The following is a 20,453-nucleotide window of genomic DNA, read 5'->3' as shown; positions in this document are numbered from 1 at the left end:
CGGGAAGCCCTGTTTTGCTTCTCTCTACCTTAGTGCCCGCACAAACCTGCCGATTCTCCGGGCCGCCTCCACCAGCTTGGCTTCATCCTCCACCAGCGCAATCCGCACAAACCCTTCGCCCTGTACGCCAAAAGCATCCCCCGGGATAATCGCCACCCCGGTCTTAAGGAGCAGCTCCTGTGCAAACCGCCGCGACCGCCCCGGCTGACCGGCACAATAATCCTCCGGAAGCGGCGCCCAGATAAACATCGTGGCTTTCGGGCTTGGCACTGTCCAGCCTTCCTCTGCCAGCGCCTGCATGAACACATTCCGTCTGTGTTCATAGAGCGGCGCGACCTCCAGGCGTCCGTCCCCCTGCATCGCCAGCTCCAGGGCAAGAACTGCCGCTTCCTGCACCGGATTGAATACACCGTAATCCACATTGCTCTTGAGTTCACGGAGCGCCCCCACCGCTTCACGGTTACCGGTCATGAAACCGATGCGGCAGCCGGCCATATTAAAGCTTTTGGAGAAAGAATGAAACTCCACTGCCGTATGTATCGCTCCAGGCACCTGCAGAATACTTAACGGCCGGTAACCGTCAAAGCCCATCTCTGAGTAAGCCAGATCATGGATAATCAGCACCTCCCACTTCCGGGCCAGCCCTACCAGCTTCTCCATGTAAGCATAGTCCGCCGTAACCGAAATCGGATTTCCCGGGAAGGCAAGCAGGATAAAAACAGCCTTCTGCCATACATCTTCCGGAATGCTGTCCAGATCAGGCAGGAAATCATTGTCTGCAAGCAGCGGCAGCGGCCAGGCCTTCACACCGGCAATAGCGAGTGAGCCTGAATAAATAGGATAACCCGGGTCAGGCACAATCGCCAGATCCCCCGGATTGCATGCGGCCAAGGCCAGATGGGCCAGCCCGTCCTGGGAACCCATTAAAGAGACCAGCTCCTCCTCCGGATCCACTTCTACGCCAAACCGCCAGTTCATCCATTTTGCAGCCTGTTCGCGGAAATTTGCACTTCCTTTGGAAGCAGGGTATGAATAACTGTCATCACGTAGCACCGCTGCACTCAATGCTTCACGGATCTCCGGGGCCGGTGCCTGGTCGGGGCTGCCGATGCCAAGGTCAATAACCCCGAGTCCGGACTTTCGTGCCTGCTCCTTCCATTCTGCCACCTCTGCAAAAATGGATGAGCCTAAATGGGAAAGCTTGTCCGATCTCCACTTTTGGACGGAGCCTGAATTGCTGGTCGTCATATCTCTCCACCTGTCTGTTTTTGAATCATTATAGCATGCGGGGTGCAGATAAGGATGCAGTGCATTCCAACTGGTCAATAATGGTAAATATTCACTTGATTTAAGCTGGAATATTGTCCGTGAACGTATCTTAAAATCGATTTAAACTAAAATAGCGTATAATTTATGTTATACGCTGTTTTTTTCAGGCCGAAATAACCTGCTTTGGGCTCAAATAATGTACTAACAGATACCCATCATTCAATCTCTAATATTCAAGTTCTTTTCTGAATGTAAATTAATATGCCCTAGTATCCTTCTATTTTATCATGGAGTTTGTTCGTAAGATCACTGATGTTGTTGCCTCCCTTCAATAGCATGAAAGATTAAAAACAAAAGACAACCAACCTTTTAAGCTGATTGTCTCTAAAATCAATCTCCAAATATCCACGCCCATAAGCTCTTTTTCTTAGGTTTTGAAGGTTGTTGTTTTGACTGTTTTTGTATCGAACGAGTGTTATGTCTTTTTCTAACTTGTTCGTCGATTTTTCTAGCGCTTTTAATTTTCTCTTCTCCCCAACGCCCCGCCCACTGGATTTCATTGTTGGTTATGAAATAATGAGACTTACAGGGATATGACCAGTTGCCGATAGATGGTTTGAGCGAGACGCTATTACCGTTTTTAAACAGTTTCCATTGCGTTGTACTGAGTGGAGTTGATACCTCATTGCCACACCCACAAGCGCAAAGATGGAGAACCGCGTTGTATTTAAGACTAATGTACAGTTTGCCTTGCTCAAGCGAGTTAGGGATGACTTCTACAAATACAGGTTCAATACATTTAATCGAGGAAGTCACGTTTTGCCAATCCTCCTGTATTTAGTTCATAAGTGGCATCCATTTCTTTCGTTAAATCCTGATAGAAGCCCAAAAGCTTCTTCCATTTAATAACCGCGAATGATGCGTTCAGGGAGTTGAGTTCTGCGATTTGGATATTAGTCGAATACGCATCGTTACCACCTTGATTAAACGGTATTCGCTCATAAACATGATCACTCTTATCGTATGTACATGTCGTTGTTCTCACATGTCCAATTAGCGAATCGTTTACAATCTGAACGCCAATTCCACAGTCAACAAAGGGCTTTCCAGCGCGAATGAGCACATCTACAAGCCTTTTCTTGCTCTCACCATGATCAATTGCGATGAATACGAAGTCCGCAACCAGCAATTCTTCTGCATTGTCTTCTGTCAACATATAATCATGCGGAATGATGCCCTTGTGCATATTTGAGTACACCATATGGAAATAATCCACTTTCTTATATTGAGAGCCAAGCGTATTTAATGAGGGGGCGCTTGGACTTCTAAATGCATTATGTTGCAAATAAGCATCACCGTCAAAAAGATGAATTTCAGAGACGGGCGTTTTTGATACAAAATCTAATACATACGAGCCTGTCCCACCCAAGCCTACTATCGCGATTCTTTGATTAGCAAGCTTTTCGGCAATCGGCGTAATATGCGACCTTGCAGAGTTCGTATCCATGTACTGGAATACAGAGACATGATTTGATGGAATCGGATTCTCATAGTTTCGGACTTTGACGCTTTTATCCAAAGCAGAAACAGGAGTGAAAAGATGGTTGATATACTGCGTAAATTTCTCGTAGTAATCCTTGTATCCTTGTGGAGGTTTGTTGGAGAATGAGTGGTTTCTTATTACATTCTCAAAAACAACTTCAGTATGAGACGTATGCTCAAGAAATGAAAGCCGTTGTCCATGTTTATTACATGGATATTCACCAGCGAAAAAGATTACATGACTAGATGGTGTTGTTGTCCGATCCCCCGCAAGCGTAAGATCGGAGATAAGCGTTCCGTATTTAATCTCGCGATCTTCGTTTACGTAAGGAACGCCATGCACAAGTGCAAAAGCACCCCTTACATCGAGATTATACCCTTCATCTTCCAACCGTTTAAGGTCCGGGCTAAGATTTATCAGTTCGCGTGACATTGAAGATCATCTCATCTTTCACTTTGACTTCCTCACCTTTTTCGAGGTAAACTGTTTCGCCATGTTTATTTTTCGTATAAGTGACCGTATAAGCCGTAGTTTCGGACTCTTCATACGAACCAAGCGCAATTACAACCACTTCTTGAAACGTAAGTTCTTCTTTCTTTTCAATCTCATGTGGTCTACCGTTGACAATGATCGTCACAGTTTTTGTCTTCTCGTTCATTTTAACCACTCCCTACTAGAAATTTATGGATTTCTCGTATGCAGTATAACACTATATATATTGTTTGTCCACAATTAAACTCTAATTTTAATACAATATATTGTGTCAATATGAATATCAAAAAAGTGTGAACGACATTGTTTAACAGTATGCGACATAAAAGAGACGCTATGAAAGCGCCTCTCCTTTAAATACTTCTGTGATTTTCATATATTTCGTGAAATGCTCATTGCTTTTCCAATCCGACTGCATAATTTCAGTAGCCCGATTTGTAAGATAACTTTATTAACAAAAGAGATTACTTCTGATGATATCATCTCTTTTGTTTTATCACATAATCCCACATATTTTTTTGCTCGAAACCACTCTTTTTATTTGTTTAGTTCCCGCTAACACACTTTTTTCCACTAACGAACTTTATTTCCCCTCATCAATAGTGTCCCAAAACCCAATTATGCCCTCGGTTATTTTAAGATCAATTAGGGGGCATATAGTTGTAGGTGAACCTGGGACTGATAAGTCCGGTATATTATAATACCTAGTCAACGCATTATTAAGTGAAGTCAGAGAAACTGTTTATAAATTCATATTACTGCCGAAACCTATTCCGAGCATTAGGAACAACTTGGGATAAATCATGATCTAGAAGAAATACTTACAAATTAGATTGGAGATCAAGTGATGAATTAAGTATTGTTTCTCAGGAATCTCTGGAGTTATAAAATCTTATTGAGGCAGCGGACGAATTACTGAGGCAACTGTTACGCTGTACCATTTATTTTACATAATTCATCTACTTATCTCTCTTAATATAAGGGTTGCACAATTCTTTTTATTTATTTTTTAGTTGACCTTCCTTAAAGAATATTCCCCACGCTTCCTTGCTACGATCAGAGCTGCTGCTTAAACGCCCGCAAATTCAGCCAAAGATGTGTTCTGGAATGAACCCCGAAATATCAGGCAGTCAGATTGATCTTTAATGTACTTAATATATATTTAGATGATTATCAAATCATGAAACAGTACATGTTCTTGCCCTTTGCTCGGGACAAGAATATATATACTTTAAATCTCGACTACGTGGGGTTCAATGAATATGTGTTCCTGTCCTCTTACAACTTTTTAAGCAAAGTGATACTCCTTTAGATTCCTCAACAAAATGGAAAGTAGGCTTTACATTTGCCGGTTTTAATGATATTTTAATTATGGAAAGTATACTTTCCATCCTTTCACAGTGAGGTGATCCTTTGAAAAACAGGCTGGAGGAAATACGCAAGCAGCATGGCATTAAACAGGAAGAGCTTGCCGCAGCGCTGGAGGTATCCAGACAGACGATTGGCTCACTCGAAAACGGAAGATACAACCCTTCCATCATTCTGGCTTTCAAAATCGCCCGTTTTTTCAATCTGTCCGTTGAGGAGATTTTCATCTACGAGGAGGAAGAGAAATGAGAAGATCACCAGCTTTTTACGTAATACTGCTGTTCGCCGGGATTTGCGCAATTGCGGCGAGTTTCTTTTTTAACATTGAGGAATTTAAGGCTGTCTCGGGTACGTTGATCGGTATCGGGGCCGGCAGTGCGGGGGTCAGTATATCCAATCTGTTGATGATTCGTGCAGCACGCAAAAACCCCGGGCTTGAAAAGCAGGCCATCATTGATTATCACGATGAACGGAATACAGTAATCCGCAACCGCGCCAAAGCCAAGGCCGCAGATATTACCCAGTGGCTGATCATGGCGATCGCCTATGTTACGATTCTTATTTCAGCTCCTTTATGGGTGACACTTGCTGTAGTTGTTGTCTTTCTGATCTACCATTTCATGAGTCATTATCTGATGGTCCAATACCAGAAAAGCATGTGAACAGAGCAGCGCCAGCCCGCAAATGAACGATAGTCCTGCGGCTGGCGCTGCTGTACTTCGATTATTAAACCACTAGTTCCATAACCGGATCACATTCACCAGCTCTTCCCCGTCAAAATCCAGCCTGTACACATCAGGTTTGGACATGTTTAGCAGGAAATCCAAATCGTAGTTTTTGTCATAATGATTCATGATCAAAGTCATAACGGCCCCGTGTGTCCCTAAAGCTATCTTGCATCCGTTATATTTCTTCAATAACTCTTTTACGACGGCTATTGCCCTGCCCTGACAATCTGCATTAGACTCCCCGCCCGGCAAAGCAAACTCAGGATCAACAAAAGATAGCTCCAATAATGGGATCAGCTCCTCATCAGGCAAGCGTTTGTCTTCATTCAGGAAGATTCTTTCTTTAAGGTCTTCATATAATAGCACCTCCTGGCCACTGGCCCCAGCCAAATCCTCAATGGTTAAGATGGCCCTCAGATAAGGGCTCGAGACAAAAACCTCTATCTCTTCTTGTTTCAATATTTCAGTAACTAGCAGCGCATCCCTCTTTCCTTTTTCCGTTAAACCTCTGCTTCTTTCGTTATGATTCCTCTCATTCGTTGGTGATTCACCGTGTCTTACCATATAAATCGAAGTGTGCATTTGCTTCCCCCTGTACTCCAGTTTTCCGGATGATTAATGAATTACAACCCTCACACTATATTAGAAATAACTGGAATGTCAAATATACGAAGTAATAGTACGGACGGGACAGGCATAGGATAGGGTATTACGAGTGAAGGTGGGAATACTCATGTCCAAGAACAAACGCGGCAAAGCACTCTGGCGGATGCCGTCCCGCAGCAGAGGAACCTGTCCAATCTGTGGAAGCACACGGATCAAGCTGCTCTATATCGGCAAAAGCGCCGACGGCGGGAAGCTGGATGTCTGCAAAAAGTGTGACGGCAAGCAGGCGGTCTAACGTACTTTGGCAAATGTAATTCAAGCTGTAAAAAAAGCACTCATAACAAAGGGGAGCACCGTTTCATACGGCACTCCCCTTTTCTTTATCCGCTCAGGTCAAGTCCTGCAATTCATTCCGCGGCATCCAGTTACGGACTCCATTATCCTCAAGAATCCCTAAGGTCACATCCGAAATATGCGGATCAGCCAGCAGCTTGTCCCTCACCTTAAATTTGATGTCATCGGCATCAGCCAGTGTCAGCCCGGTCTTGAGCTCGATCAGCCCTTCAACATGGTAGTACCGGCCCTCCTGCAGAATACGCATCTGGAAAATGTCGGTAACCTGGGGCTCTTCAAAAATAATCTTCGCTACCTTCTCCTCAATCTCCGGCGGTGCCGCTACACCGATCAATCCGACCATATTGTCATAACCGACACGGAAGGCTACCCCGATCATCATAAACGCAATCAGGATGCTTGTGATCCCGTCCAGCAGATGGAAACTGGTCAGCGCAGTCACCAGTACAGCAATCATCGCCAGCAGCCCCCCGGTTGTTGCAACAAGGTCTTCGTAAAAGACAAGCCGTGTCGGCGGTGCGGCCCGTTTAACGTTTTTGAGTGAGGCTGTAAACTTGCGGAAGCCCTTGGCTTCCACACGGGCATCGTGCAGCACTTCATTCATCGCTTTCACCCATACAAAGGCGTCCGCTCCGATCGACAGCGCCAGTACCAGCACATTGATCCAGTAGCCGCCTGCTTCTTCAGCCGGATGCTGCAGCAGATGGAAGCCTTCGAGCATCGTTTCATAAGCCATAATGGTAACCACTATTACCGCTATCATACAAAAAAGATTAATGACCCGTCCGAAGCCGTCCGGGAACCGGCGGGTCGGCCGCTTCTCTGCGAGCACACTGCCGGTAAAAACGAACAGCTGATTAACGGCATCAGCGATCGAATGCATCATCGTGGCAAACATCGAACCGCTGCCGGTCAGCGCAAAGGCAACTCCTTTAACAACAGCGATGCATGTATTCCCGATTGCTGCAGATCCTGAAGACTTGTTTCCTTTCCTAATTAAGCTTCTAATACTTTCTGCATTCTCTGCCATAGGTCATGATGCCTCCTCACACGTTTTGCATATGTATTTACTTAACCTAAAGGATCAGATTTCTATCAGGCTTAGCCGGGCATTCGTTCGGTTCTTCATGTGGAACTTAAAAAGCCCACACCCTTAATCAGGCGTGAGCTTCAACAAGGTATAGATTATCCATTCTAGTATCAGGCGGCTTAGTACAGGCTTATCAGGTTTGTCCAACCCAGTCTGCCCCGGCGATGCTCCGCCAGATGCTGCGGATCTCATCGTACTGGTCAGCCGGCAGTGCGCCTTTGCTGAGCAATCCGGCATTCTGCTGCCAGCGCTCCGGCTTGGTGGTTCCGACAATGGCGGTATGCACACCGGGTGTGCTGAGCGTAAAGCGCAGGGCAGTCTCCACACTTTCCTGCGGGTCGGCCAAGAAGCCGTAAGACAATTCACGCAGCCGGTTCCAGTAGATAAAAGGGTATTCGCTCTCGTCCATACTCTCAAACATCCAGGCTGCATTGGCAATCGGGCGTTTTGCGGTTACGCCCATGTTCCGTTTAGCTGCCTCGTCCAAGGTCAGGTCAATGGCTTCCTGATCGGCGAGATTGACCGAGATTTCCAGACTGTCAAATACGCCGGTCTGCACCGCATACAGCGCATCCTTCCGGTCGCCGCTGTAGCCGATATAACGAGTCTTGCCGGCCTGCTTGGCCCGCTGCAGCACTTCAATGACCGCCCCGTCGCGCAGAACCTCTTCCCGGCAGCTATGCAGGTGGATCATATCAACATAGTCGGTCTGAAGGCGCTGGAGGCTGCGGTCAATACTCTTTTCCAGTAAAACCAGATCCCAGTCCGGATAATCCATTCCTGCGGAATGGCCGCATTTGGTGAACAGATAATAATCACTCCGCCGTGAGCCCAGCGCTTTGCCGATAAGCTCTTCACTGTTGCCGTAGCATTCCGCTGTATCAATCAGATTAAGCCCGGCGTCCACTGCGCTTCCCAGCAGCCGGTCTACCGTTTTCTGATCCGAGCTGCCGATTTCAGAGCCGCCGAAGCCCAGTACACTTACTTCCATGTCTGTATTGCCGTATTTGCGTTTTTCCATAGTAGTTTCCTCCTTTAGTAGTGGGTATGAATTGGGGGAGCCGGGAACTGTCTATGAAGCTGGCACATCTTATACATTATACCCCCCGGTACAAAAAGGAAACGTTATGGACGGCCGCCAGACTCCGGAAAGCTTGATTTAATCCACAATTTGGAGATATCCAGGAAGCCGAAGGAGCCGGTATGCAGACCAAACAGGCTCTGATTAAGCTGGGCTCTTTTGTTCAGATGACAGCCGTACAGCACCCATGCCTGATCCCGGAGTATGGATTCTGTCTGCTCCAGCAGATTGCTTCTGCTGTGCTCATCCAGTCCTGCAAAGCAGTCGACGGCCTGCCGGATTTGCGTAAGCTGGTGCTCCAGCAGCAGTCTGTGCAAATGATTCGACCGGTTGACAAAATAGTTAATCATCCCCCACTGCCAGTCATCCTCCAGCACCTCCTCGGCAAACACAAAGTCCGCCCTCCCGATAATCTCATCCAGCTGAAAATCCTTATATTCCAGCAAGCTGATTCTTATCCCGGCCACTGCTCCGCGTTGCTGCAGCCACTGGGCTTCCTCACGCTCCTCTTTCTTGGCAGCTGTATAAGCAATAGTGATGACTTCACCGTTGTAGCTGCTTTGCTGCAGCTGTTCCCTGATCTGAGCCATACCGGGTTCGGTCCAGTCCATCCGGCGGCTTAACCAGGGTAAAAAGCTGGCAGCCGGAGTAAGCCGGTTCCCGCCCAACTCTTTAATCAAGGCAAGCGGGTGATACAGCAGGCTCATGGCCTGGCGGAAATGCGGGTCATGCTGCAGCCCTTCTTTGCGGAAATTCGTAAGGATATATCTGCAGCCTGTAGCCGGATAGTCAATGCTGTTATTGGTACAAAGCGCCGGCGACGGTCGGATCTCCCCTGCTTCAGGCAGCTGGTACTGGCGTACACTGGCCCACTTATCCGGCAATGACCATATCTCTACCCGGTCAAGCAGCGGACGGATTCCGTAATAATCATCGAATGCTGCAAGCTCAAGCACATCATCGCTCAGATTGATTACCCGGTAAGGTCCGGTTCCCGATGGACGGGCAGCATTAAACTCCTGGTCGCAGGGCAGAACCGACATATAGACGGAGCTAAGCGTATGCAGAAAAAAACGGTTCGGACGCGACAGATCAAACCGTATACGGTGATCTCCTAACAGCTCTATACCGGCTACGTCGCGGACATGCCAGATCGCCGGGCTGTTCTTATCCTTGAGCCGCACCAGCGTATCCTTTACATCTCTGGATGTCATAACCCGGCCGTGATGAAACCGGACCCCTTTGCGCAGGTAGAAAATGTAGCTGGTATAATCCTCGTTCGTTTCCCACATATGGGCAATGCCCGGGGTGAAGCTGCCGCTGGAAGCCTCGTAGGTCAACAGGGTACTGTATATCTGCCCGAGCAAAAAAGCCTCAAACGCGGTGTACACAGAAGCGGAGTCCAGCTCCTCCATCTGCCGGTTGCTGGTGATCCGCAGGACGTCCAGACCGGTTGTTGACTCCGCTTCACTGTGGTAGCCCATCTGCTTGTTCAGAACAGCCAGAAGACGTTCCCTCAGCGGACTATTCACCTCGGGCAGCCCGATCAGCTCGATCCCCTGCTTGATTTTTCCGTTATTGACCAGCTCAAGCAGCTGGTCTTCCAGTACATCTTCCATACTGCGCAGAAAAGTAATAGACGAGAAATGCCCTCTGCCTCTGCCGGGCCGCCACTGAATCAGGGCCTTCTCTTCAAGCCGGCGCAATATGAATTTGACATTGCGCGGGGTGCAGCACAGCACCTCCGCCAGCACCTCAATGCTTGCCGGAAGCGGCTCCTGCAGTCTGGAGAGGCTGTTGAACCCGGCCGATATGCGGAGATAGTGTACGATATGGTTATCCATTGGGTATGCTCCTGTTAAAGGTGAAAGGATAGGGGGAAACCTTACACTTTTCTTTCCCCCTTTAAATATTACAATAATTATATATGACACCGCCTGAAATAGGCAGTCCTCAAAATTCATCCAGCAGATTAGGAGATTCCCTGACTTATGAAACATTATCTACAGCACATCCATCCGCTCGCTTGGACCATTATTATCGGTACGATGTTCGGCCGCCTGGTTACCTCCATGAGTATTCCGTTCTTGTCCATTTATCTGACCCAGGTGCTCGGGGCTTCACCTACCCAGACCGGTTTTACCGTAGCGGTCAGCTCACTAGCCGGGGTGATGATCAGCTTCTACGGCGGTTACATTTCCGATGTGATCGGCCGCAAAATCGTTATGCTGGTGTCCGTCTTCGGATGGGCTTGTGTCTTCTTCGGCTTTGCCGCCGCCCAGCATTTATGGGTCTTTTTCCTTGTTAATACTTTGAACGGGATCTGCCGTGCAGTGTTTGAGCCCACCTCCCGGGCCATGCTGTCAGACATTACACCGCCTGAGCATAAGCTGCTTGTGTTCAACCTGAGATATGCTGCGGTTAACCTTGGCGTGGTATTCGGCCCGATTATCGGCCTGCAGCTCGGCTCCGCCGAATCGACTTTTCCTTTCGTGATTGCAGGAATCGTCTATATTGCCTACGGGCTTGTGCTGTTAATGCAGTTCCGGATTCACCATAACACACTGCCAGGACGTTCAGAGGTCACCGCACCCAAACTCAGCACAGCACTGGCCGTTACAGGCCGGGACCGGGTCTTCCTGCCTGTACTGCTCGGCACTATTTTCTGCGTGCTTGGTTATGGGCATTTCAGTTCCACACTGGCGCAGTATCTGGCGATGAACACTCATTTCACAGACGGCGGCAAGGTCTTCTCCTATATGCTGTCGCTCAACGCGGTTACCGTACTGGTAGTCCAATACCCGATTGTCCGCACGGCAAACAGGTTTTCGCCAATTGTTCCTTTGATTCTAGGCAATATCTGCGTCGCCGTTAGCATGCTGCTGTTCGGCGCTGCCGGCGGAATAGGGCTCCTGATGGCCGGAGTAATTCTGTTCACCATCGGCGAAGTGCTGCTGTTCACGATGATGGATATGCTGATTGACCGGATTGCCAAGCCGGAATGGAAAGGCACCTATTTCGGAACAATCGGCTTCAACGGGTTCGGCGGGGTTATGGCCCCGATTCTCGGCGGCCTGCTGCTGGATCAGTTCGGCGCTTCCAGCGGCCCTGCTGTATTTGTCCCTCTGGCACTGACCACAGCTCTCGGTCTGCCGTTTCTGATTACCGCCCATAAAAGGCTGAAAGCCAGAGAGCTGGCAGAGGCCAAAATCTGCGCTTAACCCGGACATTCACCGCACACAAACAGCGGCAGCTCAGGACCTCATGGTCCGGGGCTGCCGCTGTTTGCGTTAAATAGATTCCGTTCATATGAGCATTATGACTCCAAAGCCTTTCCGCATCTCGGGCAAAACTGGTAGGCTGCGTTAGTTACTTTACTGCCGCAATAAGGACAATAACTTAGAGTGTTATCACTTTCATGGGACTCGTGGTTATAATGATCAGAGTCTACTGATTTTTGAAAAAAGGTGTCCAGAGGATCAGGCTCTTCATGTCTGTCTGTAATGTCCATCAGGGACATCCGGTTCTTCCCGGTCGCGTTCTTAAAGTGATATATCCCCTGCACTATAGCTAACCCGACAAAAATAACACCGAATGCTACAAAAAATACCGGCGCACCCATCTGTGCCGCTGTTATCGTCCAGAAGACTCCAAATACTCCTACAGCAATACTCCCGATTGCACTCATGCCGGAAGGGCCGCGGCCAGGCTTAATGCTTTTCAGCGGAAGTCACTCCTCTCGTCTCAAACTTGCTAACCAAACCGTGAATGGAATAGATGCACATCCATTTTCCGCGCTTTTCAACCAATGTATAATTTTACCTCGACCTGAATGGATTATCAATCAAAAAAGTTTTGAAATGGCGCCAGTCACGCTGACAAGGTACAGCATTAACGTATTATTGTTTACATAATATTATATATGTTAACTAAAATTGTTTTTCATTTCTATATCCAGTAATTCCCATAACTAAAAGTACATTTTCTGTAAAAGCTTAATTTTCTCCATTATGTATTCCCTCAGTATTATGGGCTCCAGAACCTCAACGTCACCTGGCAGCTGCATCACCTTCTCACAAGCCTGTTCATAGCTGTACATGTTAACGGTCAGAATAAAAGCCTTATGATCTGCAACGTTATTCATTACCTCCAGCCGGTTAACGAGCTCAGGATGAGGTTTGTCCAACCGGAGAGTTACAGGATAATACTCCTCTGCTCTGCGGTTTTGTCTAAAATTCTTCTCCGTACCCCTCCAGTATTCCTCCAGAGAAAAATCTGAAGGAATCGTATATTCCTCTTCCAATTGTTCTGCCGCTGTAATCCGTTCACATTTAAACGTACGCAGTTCTTGAGCATCTTCACAGTAGCCGACCAGATACCATTCCCCCTGCTTTACCACAAGCCCGTAAGGCCGCAGCGTACGGCTGGAACGTTCCCCGTTAACCTTGCGGTATTCCACACTGAGCTTATGAGAGTGCCATAGAGCGGCACGGAGCCTCTCCAGAAAAGGAACTGCAGGACGCTCGTTCCACCACGGCGTTTCATCGAAGTAAAAGACATTTTTGGCCTTGGTAATGTCCTCCCGGTAAGCCGGCGGCATTGACTTCTCAAGCTTCAATAATGCGTTCTTGAGCTTAAGCGTGGATTCCTTCTGCATGCCCTGATGAAACCCCAGACCGGTTAAATAAAGATGGATCAGCTCATCCCCGTTCAACTGGCGCAGATTGACTGTATAGCCCTCCATGAGGGAAATCCCTCCGTTCGGTCCGGTTGTAGTCACGATAGGTATTCCGGCTTCCGCCAGCACATCGATATCCCTGTATATGGACCGGACGGAGGTTTCCAGAGCAGCTGCCAGCTCATTTGCCTTGATTTTCCCCCGGGATTCAATCAGCAGCATAATAGCAATTAACCGGTGTACACGCACAGCCATCAGCCTCTCAACCTTAGTTCTTGCCGTTCTTCTGTCAATAAGTGCTTATATATTCAATGTATCAGACCAAAAGAACGGTTGTAAACAAACATCAGGCAAAGCTTCCGGCCGGAGCCTTTATACACTGTAGAGCTGAGTTTGCGGGATCACTTCTTTTACCGTGCTTGCACTTTCCCAGGAGAGCTTAACATTAGCCAGTGTATCCTGGTTGTTAAAGTACTCCAGCTTGATGCGATGCTGCTTGCCGGCGGCCAGCACTGCAGTTCCCGATACCTCCAGTGTTCCATGTACCGTCCAGTCGTCAATAATTAATATATTATCAATCCAAAGTCTGACACCATCGGACGACTGGACATAGAACGTATACTCCTCATCATGGACGCCTTGCACAAAACCGGTCCATCTTACCGTCATGTTCCATGAATTAATGGTAGTGCTGGAAGTCCAATTGAAATTAACGGTCGGTACTACTTTGGTAACCTTCAGCGTATTGAAGTTCTGGCCGAAATAGTAGTTTCCCAATATACCGTCAGCCGCTGAGGCAGGCGGAACAACGACCGGTGTAAAAGAGTCTCCGCGGTTCAGTGCAAACGGATGGTTATAAACTGTCTGAATAACTGCATCGGTATTTTTGTCTGTCAAATAACTGCCCCATGTCATAAACCACGATAATTTGAACTGGCGAAGGCTTGTCCGGGTCATGTCCGGGAGCTGCCCATTCTCCGTTACGCTGATAATCTTACCTTCTGCCAGATAGAGCAGCTCGTCGTAATTGGAATAGTAATAAGCATTGTCGTAGATATCAAATCCGAGTGCATCCGCCCGGTTATGCCCGACATAGTAATCTCTGGCAGGCTTGGTCCACTCATTGTTGGCATTTGCACTCCATACCCACAGTAGATTGTTAAGTCCATGATAACGGGTATACCGCTGATACATGAGCTCCCATAAAGCATTGAAATTCGTTTTGTCTCCCCACCAGAACCAGTCACCGTTCATCTCGTGATAAGGCCGCCAGAGTACCGGAACCTTATAGTCTCTAAGCTGTTTTAGATAGACAGCCACCTCATCAATGGCAGCAAGAAAGGCTGTATGAAGAACCGTCCCCGGTGTAAGAATCTGGTCAAACTCATCCGGAGTGGTTTTACGTTTAACATTGGGCCATTCCAGGGCAGTCCCAGGATACACCTGATGATAGGTAGCGGTAACGATTCCTCCGGCATCATGCCATGCCTTGGCCGCAGTAACAATTTTATCTCTCTGCTCTGCCAGAAGCGCTTCGTTCTGACCGCTGATGCCGCCAAACTCAAAACCCTTTAGCATGGGCCGTTTACCCGTCTTATCATAAATTTGTCCGCTATAGTTATTGGGGGCTTCTAAATACTCATGCTGGCCGGTTAACATTCGTTTGCCCTGTACCGAATACAACAATTCCAGCAGTTCTCTAGCTCCATCACTAATACAAGGATTAACAGGCTGCCTGAGCAGCTCCTTATAGCTGGCTGTCCACGCCGGGTCCGTAACCGTAGATTTCACCGCACTGATCATCTGCCACATTCTATCGTTCCTATCCATTCCCACCACTCCTCGTCGGAAAATATCTATATAAAGGCGGTTAAACCACCGGATTTGGAATACTGTGGACTAGAAAACCTCACCCAAACAAGAACGTATGTTCGTTTTATTTTTATATTTTACCATATATATCCTTAAAATCAAGAGTGAAACTTTGTAATCTATCTTGCACTTTAAAAGGGGACACTCTGACAAAAATCCGTAAAAGTTCATGGACATTCTTGCCACTCTGTTGTCAATAATAGTTATTTATTATGGTTGTATAACACAAAAGGAGCTGTTAGTTATGAATATTGGGATACTCGGGACCGGGTTTGGTGCTTACCATGCCAGCTTGTTCCATCAATCCGGAATTGCCGGACGCATAGTCGTCTTTGGACGAAATGAAGAGAAGCTTAAGAAATTGCAGGAAGAACTAGGCGTGGAAACCAGCACCTCGGTTGAAGAAGTCATTAATGATCCCGGCCTTGATATCATTGACATATGTCTGCCCTCAGCCTTACATAAACAGTATACTTTGATGGCGCTTGAAGCCGGGAAGCATGTATTCTGTGAAACGCCGGTCTGCCTGACGGCCGAGGATGCGTTAGCCATGAAGCGCGCTGAAACCCATTATAAAAAAAGAGTGCTGGTCAACCAGTTCATTAAATTCGACCCTGCCTATCAATATCTGTATGAAGCCGTTCAGCAAAGGAAATTCGGCCGGCTGTTAAAGGTGAGCCTGATCCGGGAAACCCCGCCTTTGTGGGGCGATTTGGGGCTGGACAACATTACGACCAATCTGATGATTCATGAGCTGGATTATATAAATTGGCTGCTGAATGGCGCTTCTGCAACGAGTGTCTGGGGTACTCAGGACGCAGAAGCAGGCCAGGCACTGGTACAGGCTACCTTCAACACACCGCAGATTAATGCGCAGGTTACTGCAGTCTCTTTAATGCCTTCGGCCTATCCGTTTACTGTAGGATATGAGGCTTATTTTGAGCACGCCAAGCTTGAATTTTATGAAAAAGATGATATGCAGGGCGGCATAGATACTGCTCTTTACGTTTACGGCCAGGCCGGCCGGCAGGAAATACTGCTGGACAAGGTCAACCCTTATGAGCAAAGCCTGCGGCATGCTCTGGAATGCTTCAGGGACGGAACAGCATCCGTACTTTCGCTGAATCACGCCCTGTCTGCTATCAACACTGCATTTGAGCTAAAAAAACGCTTAACAGAATTACTCCACTAGCGGCCAGTCAGATTTTATGAGGATATTTAGATTTCATTGTCTGTGTTTCGTTATTTCCGGGAGGGGTTGCCCCCTTCCTTTTTCATGTTTTATTGTGGATAGGGAGAGGAGAAGTTTATCTGTGGAGTAGTATGTGGCAGAGCGAAAGGTTTACTTTGTTTTTACTAATGTGAATTTTTCATATGTTGAAATAAGGTAAATAATGATAAAAATCGGTTGAGAGGGTTGCGTTTCAGAGTGGTATATTATGGTATCTTTATATCATAATATATTGTTAACATATTAATTATTATGTTAACTTATAGTTATGAAATTGATCGTTCCTCCCCCTATATCCAATAAGCTCCATTTACACGAGAAAGGTTAACATAACTATAGCTATGTTAACCAATTGCTGAAGCCTTCCTCTTCCTCCCCCGGAAAATCAGCTTAAACAGCGGCGGAACACCAAAGAAGATAAAAAATGTCCGGAACAGCTGATAACCCGCGACAGTCGGCAGATCGGCCCCCACTTCGTGGGCAATCAGGCTCATCTGATCCATCCCGCCCGGCGCCAGGCTTAACAGCGCAGTAGAAACGGATACCTCATCAAAATAAGCAAACAGCAGGCTCATTATGTAAGCCCCGCCTATCAGCACCACACTGCTTAGAACGGCCAGCAGCAAGGTTACCAGCTTATTATTCAGCCTGCGCGGATCGAGCAGCAGCCCTACGAACACACCTATCATCAGCTGGGCCGCATTCAGCAGCAGGTCCGGCAGTACGGGGCCGGTAAGTCCGCTTAGCTGGAGGACCGAAGTAACCAGCGCCGGGCCAAGCAGATAGGCTGTCGGAAATTTCACCTTCTGACCGGCGACGGCACAAAACGTGCAGGCAAAGGCGTAGATAATGAAATTAGGGAATAACTCCCGCAATGAGGGTGAGACTGCGTTACCAGAGGCATAGCCTCTTCCGAACCTGTGCCGGGCCCAAAAAACGGACTGAATATCAGCAAGGGCACGCAAATAATGATCATCATCAGGCGGACAACCTGGATAACGGTCACAACCGTGAGATTTACATCATCTGATTCCTCTGCCAGTACGATCATTTGCGTCAGGCCGCCGGGTATGCTGCCGAGCAGAACCGTTTTATAATTCATCCCTGATATTTTGGATACAATGACCGCGATTCCAGCACAAAAAAGCAGCAGCAGCCCTGTCAGCAGCAGCATCGACGGCAGCTGCCCTGCCATCTCCTTCAGTGCTGGTGCGGTCAACGAAAGTCCGATAGTATAGCCGACAATGATCATCCCGCTGTTTCGTAGCGGGCCGGGCCAGGTGTAGTACTGCTTCTTTAGGTTTGCACCGATCAGTGTTGCAATCATCGGTCCGAGCAGCCATGGAACAGGCAGGCCCAGCAGCATAAACAGACCACCGCCGGCCAGCGCAGTGGCAAGTGTAACCGCCATTTTAAGCGGACCCGGAACCGTTGTTGATTCTTTCATGTTAAACCTCACAGCATGTTTGTTATTTTTTGACCCTCGCCGCATTAACGGTACTGAAGTACTGGCTTGGATTGCCCTGCCGCGAATTGAAGCGTTCCTTGAACTCATTGTTCGTGTACGCCCCGATCACCCTGTGCCAGAAATTGCGGGCCGGTGTATTCGCGCGGATCTGCGAGACCTTCCAGTCTCCCGGGAACATATCAAACAGCCTGTGTGCTGCCCATGTGCCTACCCCGCTGCGGCGATACTTCTGCATTACGAAAAATTCCGTCATATAAAACTGCCCTTCCGGGTCCCGCAGCAGACGGTCCACCAGCGCAAAGCCGGCGATGTTTCCGTCCGCAGTAAAGAGATAAGCAAATTTATTGTTACCGCTGCTCCAGTAAGCTTCAAGGCCGGGATAGGCCGGAAAATTGCCCTCACGGTCCACCTGAATATCCAGATAGCGGGTAAAATCATAAAGATAAAACTGCATCAGCCTGCTGATAATCTGCTTCTGCTCCTTGGGAACCAGCTCGATTCCAAGTTCCATTAGGCTCACCTCTGTGCTTCACGTTTTACTACACATCATATAACTTTATGATAAAATAGACAAACGCCGGTATACATACAGCCTATTTTTTCTAATCATGCAAACTCAGAAGAAGGTGAACGTCATGAGCATACAAAAAAACAACGACCGCAAGCATCTGGATCAGCGGGTAGTCCACATGCCATGGTTTGTCCAGCAGTTCATTGACTATAAACGCCCGGATCTTTCCCCCTCCACCCTGCTGGAGTATATCCGGGATTATGAATCCTTTTTCGGCTGGCTCCGGGCTGAAGGATTGTCCGCTGCGGACAGCAATGCAAACATAACTCTGCTGGAGCTGGAGACTCTGCACATGGACAGCATTGTCGGCTACCGCTTGTATCTGACCACTCGCGCCGAAAGTGCCAACTCCCGGGTTACGGTATCCCGCAAGCTGTCTGCCCTGCGCTCCCTGTTCCATTATTTGAGCCAGATAGCCGAAGACGAGAACTTTTATCCGCTGCTAAAGCGCAATATTATGGCCAAAGTTGAAATCAAACGCATCCACAAGCCTAAAGATACGGCCGCCAAGCTAAAAGGTAAAATTCTCGAAGAAGAGGAGCTGCTGGAGTTCGTAGGCTACATTTATGAAGGCTACGGGCGCGATGTAGAATCCAACAAACAGGCTTACTATTCGTTCCAGCAAAACCGTGAGCGGGATGCCTGCATAGCCAGTCTTATTCTAAACTCCGGCCTGCGGGTATCCGAGGTAGTTAATCTGAACATCGACGATCTGGACATCAACAACAAGCTGCTCTACGTGTACCGTAAAGGCAACAACGATGAAACCTTCAAGACGCCGGTCTATTTCCGGGAGCAGGCCAAGGATGATCTGGCTCAGTATCTAAGCCTGCGTCAAATCCGTTATAAAACACCCAAACGTGAAAAAGCTCTTTTTATCGCCCTCCCTAACGGAGCTAACGAAGGCAAGCGCATGACCAAGCGGGCCATTCAGGAGATGATTATCAAATACGCCAAACGCTTTGGCAAGCCTTACCTGACGGTCCATAAGCTGCGCCATTCCTTCGCTACAGACTATTATCTGCAGAATGATATCTACAAGACAAAAGAGCAGCTTGGACATGCCTCAACAGAAACGACTGAGGTCTATGCCCATCTGACTGACAAAACGATGTCTGAAGCGATTGAGCGCCGTCAGGATAGCTAAGGTAAGGTTACTTGTAAGCACTCTGTACTTTTTATTTTTAATGCTGGAGGGAATTTCCGTTGTCTGATAACCAAGAATATATAAATTCTTCTGAAAATGAGCTGCTTCGCCTGCGTGCAGACTGCGGGCAATGCTTCGGTCTCTGCTGTGCGGCTCTGCCTTTTGCCCTGTCTTCAGACTTTGCGATGGATAAAGCAGCCGGTCAGCCCTGTCACAACCTGAAGGAGGATTTTCGCTGCGGAATTCATAACCGGCTGAGAGATTCCGGCATGCGCGGCTGTACCGTCTATGATTGCTTTGGCGCAGGACAAAAAGTATCCATGATTACTTATAGCGGTGTTGACTGGCGCCAGGCCCCTTCTACAGCGGCCCGGATGTTTGAAGTTTTCCCCGTAATGCGCCAGCTGCACGAATTGCTGTGGTATATGACCGAGGCGCTCAGCTGGCCTGCAGCGGCTCCTGTTCATGCTGCTCTAACAGCAGCGAGGGACAAAACTGAACAGCTTACGCTGCAGGAGCCAGAGGCCGTGCTAAAGCTCGATATAACGGGTCTGCGCTATGAAATCAATGAACTGCTGCTGCAGGCAAGTGAGTTAGCCAGGCAGGCCGTCCGCAGCAGTCTGAAGCCGGCACCGCCGCGCCAGAAAAACTACGGGCGCGGTGCCGATCTAATCGGCGCCCGGATGAAAAAGGCCGACCTGCGCTGTGTCAGCCTGCGCGGCGCCTACCTGATCGCTGCCGACCTCAGCGGAGCTGACCTGCGGGCAGCCGACCTGATCGGGGCCGATTTCCGGGACACGAATATCTGCGGCGCTGATCTTTCCACGAGCCTTTTCCTGACCCAGTTTCAAGTGAATGCTGCCAAGGGAGATGCAGCCACTAGGCTGCCCGCGACGCTGACAAGGCCTGATCACTGGTCCGGACGGTAACCACACTAGCCTCTTGTCCGCTGTTT

At 48.2% G+C, this 20,453-nt stretch carries 20 protein-coding genes; 7 read left to right on the top strand and 13 right to left on the bottom strand.

The genetic code is table 11. The annotated features are described in order from the left end of the window. Nucleotides 1-24: 24 nt before the first annotated feature. The 4 genes from AWJ19_RS15930 to AWJ19_RS15915 form a co-directional block, all read right to left on the bottom strand. A complete protein-coding gene (locus AWJ19_RS15930; RefSeq protein ID WP_068725129.1) occupies nucleotides 25-1,248 on the bottom strand; it encodes an aminotransferase class I/II-fold pyridoxal phosphate-dependent enzyme in 1,224 nt (407 codons plus the stop codon). Between the two features lie 411 nt (nucleotides 1,249-1,659). After that, nucleotides 1,660-2,085, bottom strand: a complete 426-nt coding sequence (locus AWJ19_RS15925) for a DUF6527 family protein (RefSeq protein WP_198536580.1) — start codon at nucleotides 2,083-2,085, stop codon at nucleotides 1,660-1,662. Then, nucleotides 2,069-3,244 carry a ThiF family adenylyltransferase gene (locus AWJ19_RS15920; protein ID WP_068725127.1) on the bottom strand — a complete coding sequence of 392 codons (1,176 nt, stop codon included), beginning with the start codon at nucleotides 3,242-3,244 and terminating at the stop codon, nucleotides 2,069-2,071. The genes AWJ19_RS15925 and AWJ19_RS15920 overlap by 17 nt, the downstream gene beginning before the upstream one ends. Continuing rightward, a complete protein-coding gene (locus AWJ19_RS15915) occupies nucleotides 3,219-3,470 on the bottom strand; it encodes a multiubiquitin domain-containing protein (RefSeq protein ID WP_068725125.1) in 252 nt (83 codons plus the stop codon). The genes AWJ19_RS15920 and AWJ19_RS15915 overlap by 26 nt, the downstream gene beginning before the upstream one ends. 1,247 nt (nucleotides 3,471-4,717) lie before the next feature. On the opposite strand from AWJ19_RS15915, the gene AWJ19_RS15910 reads away from it, so the two are divergent. Next, nucleotides 4,718-4,921: a helix-turn-helix transcriptional regulator gene (locus AWJ19_RS15910; RefSeq protein WP_068725123.1), complete on the top strand. Its 204-nt coding sequence runs from the start codon at nucleotides 4,718-4,720 to the stop codon at nucleotides 4,919-4,921. After that, nucleotides 4,918-5,334 (top strand): hypothetical protein, encoded by a 417-nt coding sequence (locus AWJ19_RS15905; protein ID WP_068725121.1) that lies wholly within the window; start codon nucleotides 4,918-4,920, stop codon nucleotides 5,332-5,334. The genes AWJ19_RS15910 and AWJ19_RS15905 overlap by 4 nt, the downstream gene beginning before the upstream one ends. Before the next feature lie 72 nt (nucleotides 5,335-5,406). Here the strand turns inward: AWJ19_RS15905 and AWJ19_RS15900 are convergent, their stop codons facing one another. Beyond that, nucleotides 5,407-5,982: a histidine phosphatase family protein gene (locus AWJ19_RS15900; protein WP_068725119.1), complete on the bottom strand. Its 576-nt coding sequence runs from the start codon at nucleotides 5,980-5,982 to the stop codon at nucleotides 5,407-5,409. A 151-nt stretch (nucleotides 5,983-6,133) separates the two neighbouring features. On the opposite strand from AWJ19_RS15900, the gene AWJ19_RS35895 reads away from it, so the two are divergent. Continuing rightward, nucleotides 6,134-6,301 carry a hypothetical protein gene (locus AWJ19_RS35895; RefSeq protein WP_167347615.1) on the top strand — a complete coding sequence of 56 codons (168 nt, stop codon included), beginning with the start codon at nucleotides 6,134-6,136 and terminating at the stop codon, nucleotides 6,299-6,301. Between the two features lie 93 nt (nucleotides 6,302-6,394). Here AWJ19_RS35895 and AWJ19_RS15895 read toward each other — a convergent pair whose 3' ends face one another. The 3 genes from AWJ19_RS15895 to AWJ19_RS15885 all read right to left on the bottom strand — a co-directional run bounded on the left by AWJ19_RS15895 (nucleotide 6,395) and on the right by AWJ19_RS15885 (nucleotide 10,375). Then, nucleotides 6,395-7,390: a cation diffusion facilitator family transporter gene (locus AWJ19_RS15895; protein ID WP_068725116.1), complete on the bottom strand. Its 996-nt coding sequence runs from the start codon at nucleotides 7,388-7,390 to the stop codon at nucleotides 6,395-6,397. Between the two features lie 193 nt (nucleotides 7,391-7,583). Further along, the gene (locus tag AWJ19_RS15890; RefSeq protein WP_068725114.1) at nucleotides 7,584-8,471 is read right to left on the bottom strand and encodes an aldo/keto reductase; all 888 of its coding nucleotides are present in this window, start codon (nucleotides 8,469-8,471) and stop codon (nucleotides 7,584-7,586) included. A gap of 104 nt (nucleotides 8,472-8,575) precedes the next feature. After that, nucleotides 8,576-10,375 (bottom strand): ABC transporter substrate-binding protein, encoded by a 1,800-nt coding sequence (locus AWJ19_RS15885; protein WP_082707921.1) that lies wholly within the window; start codon nucleotides 10,373-10,375, stop codon nucleotides 8,576-8,578. Nucleotides 10,376-10,522: 147 nt separating this feature from the next. Between AWJ19_RS15885 and AWJ19_RS15880 the strand changes: the two genes are divergently transcribed. Next, the gene (locus tag AWJ19_RS15880; RefSeq protein WP_068725113.1) at nucleotides 10,523-11,752 is read left to right on the top strand and encodes an MFS transporter; all 1,230 of its coding nucleotides are present in this window, start codon (nucleotides 10,523-10,525) and stop codon (nucleotides 11,750-11,752) included. Between the two features lie 749 nt (nucleotides 11,753-12,501). Here the strand turns inward: AWJ19_RS15880 and AWJ19_RS15870 are convergent. After that, nucleotides 12,502-13,464, bottom strand: coding sequence for a YafY family protein (locus AWJ19_RS15870; RefSeq protein ID WP_198536579.1), 963 nt, complete (start codon nucleotides 13,462-13,464; stop codon nucleotides 12,502-12,504). Nucleotides 13,465-13,581: 117 nt separating this feature from the next. Further along, complete coding sequence (locus AWJ19_RS15865; protein WP_082707920.1) at nucleotides 13,582-15,039, bottom strand: glycosyl hydrolase; 1,458 nt, start codon at nucleotides 15,037-15,039, stop codon at nucleotides 13,582-13,584. Nucleotides 15,040-15,325: 286 nt separating this feature from the next. Here AWJ19_RS15865 and AWJ19_RS15860 point away from each other — a divergent pair, with 286 nt between their 5' ends. After that, nucleotides 15,326-16,273: a Gfo/Idh/MocA family oxidoreductase gene (locus AWJ19_RS15860; protein WP_068725107.1), complete on the top strand. Its 948-nt coding sequence runs from the start codon at nucleotides 15,326-15,328 to the stop codon at nucleotides 16,271-16,273. Nucleotides 16,274-16,656: 383 nt separating this feature from the next. Here the strand turns inward: AWJ19_RS15860 and AWJ19_RS37355 are convergent, their stop codons facing one another. Genes AWJ19_RS37355 through AWJ19_RS15850 form a run of 3 tightly spaced genes read right to left on the bottom strand, consistent with a single transcriptional unit; the run spans nucleotide 16,657 to nucleotide 18,291 of the window. Continuing rightward, nucleotides 16,657-17,187: an AbrB family transcriptional regulator gene (locus AWJ19_RS37355; protein WP_277815817.1), complete on the bottom strand. Its 531-nt coding sequence runs from the start codon at nucleotides 17,185-17,187 to the stop codon at nucleotides 16,657-16,659. Next, a complete protein-coding gene (locus AWJ19_RS37350) occupies nucleotides 17,112-17,759 on the bottom strand; it encodes an AbrB family transcriptional regulator (RefSeq protein ID WP_277815816.1) in 648 nt (215 codons plus the stop codon). The genes AWJ19_RS37355 and AWJ19_RS37350 overlap by 76 nt, the downstream gene beginning before the upstream one ends. A gap of 22 nt (nucleotides 17,760-17,781) precedes the next feature. After that, entirely contained in the window at nucleotides 17,782-18,291 is a 510-nt protein-coding gene (locus AWJ19_RS15850; protein WP_068725105.1) for a GNAT family N-acetyltransferase, read from the bottom strand. 124 nt (nucleotides 18,292-18,415) lie between these two features. Between AWJ19_RS15850 and xerS the strand changes: the two genes are divergently transcribed. Together xerS and AWJ19_RS15840 are read left to right on the top strand one after the other, a co-directional pair. Further along, nucleotides 18,416-19,498 (top strand): tyrosine recombinase XerS, encoded by a 1,083-nt coding sequence (xerS, locus tag AWJ19_RS15845; protein ID WP_068725103.1) that lies wholly within the window; start codon nucleotides 18,416-18,418, stop codon nucleotides 19,496-19,498. A 59-nt stretch (nucleotides 19,499-19,557) separates the two neighbouring features. Further along, on the top strand, nucleotides 19,558-20,427 hold the full coding sequence (locus tag AWJ19_RS15840; RefSeq protein ID WP_068725101.1) for a pentapeptide repeat-containing protein: 870 nt from the start codon (nucleotides 19,558-19,560) through the stop codon (nucleotides 20,425-20,427). Nucleotides 20,428-20,453 lie beyond the last annotated feature (26 nt).

Source organism: Paenibacillus sp. DMB5 (genome assembly GCF_001517085.1).
Taxonomy (GTDB): Bacteria; Bacillota; Bacilli; order Paenibacillales; family Paenibacillaceae; genus Paenibacillus_AQ.
The sequence above is the reverse complement of the archived record's forward strand: the minus strand, read 5'-3'. Positions and strand labels throughout refer to the sequence as shown.

Excerpts from the sequence above, each read along its gene's own strand:
- AWJ19_RS15930 (WP_068725129.1), bottom strand. The coding sequence starts at position 1,248 with ATGACGACCAGCAATTCAGGCTCCGTCCAAAAGTGGAGATCGGACAAG.
- AWJ19_RS15920 (WP_068725127.1), bottom strand. The coding sequence starts at position 3,244 with ATGTCACGCGAACTGATAAATCTTAGCCCGGACCTTAAACGGTTGGAA.
- AWJ19_RS15915 (WP_068725125.1), bottom strand. The coding sequence starts at position 3,470 with ATGAACGAGAAGACAAAAACTGTGACGATCATTGTCAACGGTAGACCA.
- AWJ19_RS15905 (WP_068725121.1), top strand. The coding sequence starts at position 4,918 with ATGAGAAGATCACCAGCTTTTTACGTAATACTGCTGTTCGCCGGGATT.
- AWJ19_RS15900 (WP_068725119.1), bottom strand. The coding sequence starts at position 5,982 with ATGCACACTTCGATTTATATGGTAAGACACGGTGAATCACCAACGAAT.
- AWJ19_RS35895 (WP_167347615.1), top strand. The coding sequence starts at position 6,134 with ATGTCCAAGAACAAACGCGGCAAAGCACTCTGGCGGATGCCGTCCCGC.
- AWJ19_RS15895 (WP_068725116.1), bottom strand. The coding sequence starts at position 7,390 with ATGGCAGAGAATGCAGAAAGTATTAGAAGCTTAATTAGGAAAGGAAAC.
- AWJ19_RS15890 (WP_068725114.1), bottom strand. The coding sequence starts at position 8,471 with ATGGAAAAACGCAAATACGGCAATACAGACATGGAAGTAAGTGTACTG.
- AWJ19_RS15885 (WP_082707921.1), bottom strand. The coding sequence starts at position 10,375 with ATGGATAACCATATCGTACACTATCTCCGCATATCGGCCGGGTTCAAC.
- AWJ19_RS15880 (WP_068725113.1), top strand. The coding sequence starts at position 10,523 with ATGAAACATTATCTACAGCACATCCATCCGCTCGCTTGGACCATTATT.
- AWJ19_RS15870 (WP_198536579.1), bottom strand. The coding sequence starts at position 13,464 with ATGGCTGTGCGTGTACACCGGTTAATTGCTATTATGCTGCTGATTGAA.
- AWJ19_RS15865 (WP_082707920.1), bottom strand. The coding sequence starts at position 15,039 with ATGGATAGGAACGATAGAATGTGGCAGATGATCAGTGCGGTGAAATCT.
- AWJ19_RS15860 (WP_068725107.1), top strand. The coding sequence starts at position 15,326 with ATGAATATTGGGATACTCGGGACCGGGTTTGGTGCTTACCATGCCAGC.
- AWJ19_RS37350 (WP_277815816.1), bottom strand. The coding sequence starts at position 17,759 with ATGAAAGAATCAACAACGGTTCCGGGTCCGCTTAAAATGGCGGTTACA.
- AWJ19_RS15850 (WP_068725105.1), bottom strand. The coding sequence starts at position 18,291 with ATGGAACTTGGAATCGAGCTGGTTCCCAAGGAGCAGAAGCAGATTATC.
- xerS (WP_068725103.1), top strand. The coding sequence starts at position 18,416 with ATGAGCATACAAAAAAACAACGACCGCAAGCATCTGGATCAGCGGGTA.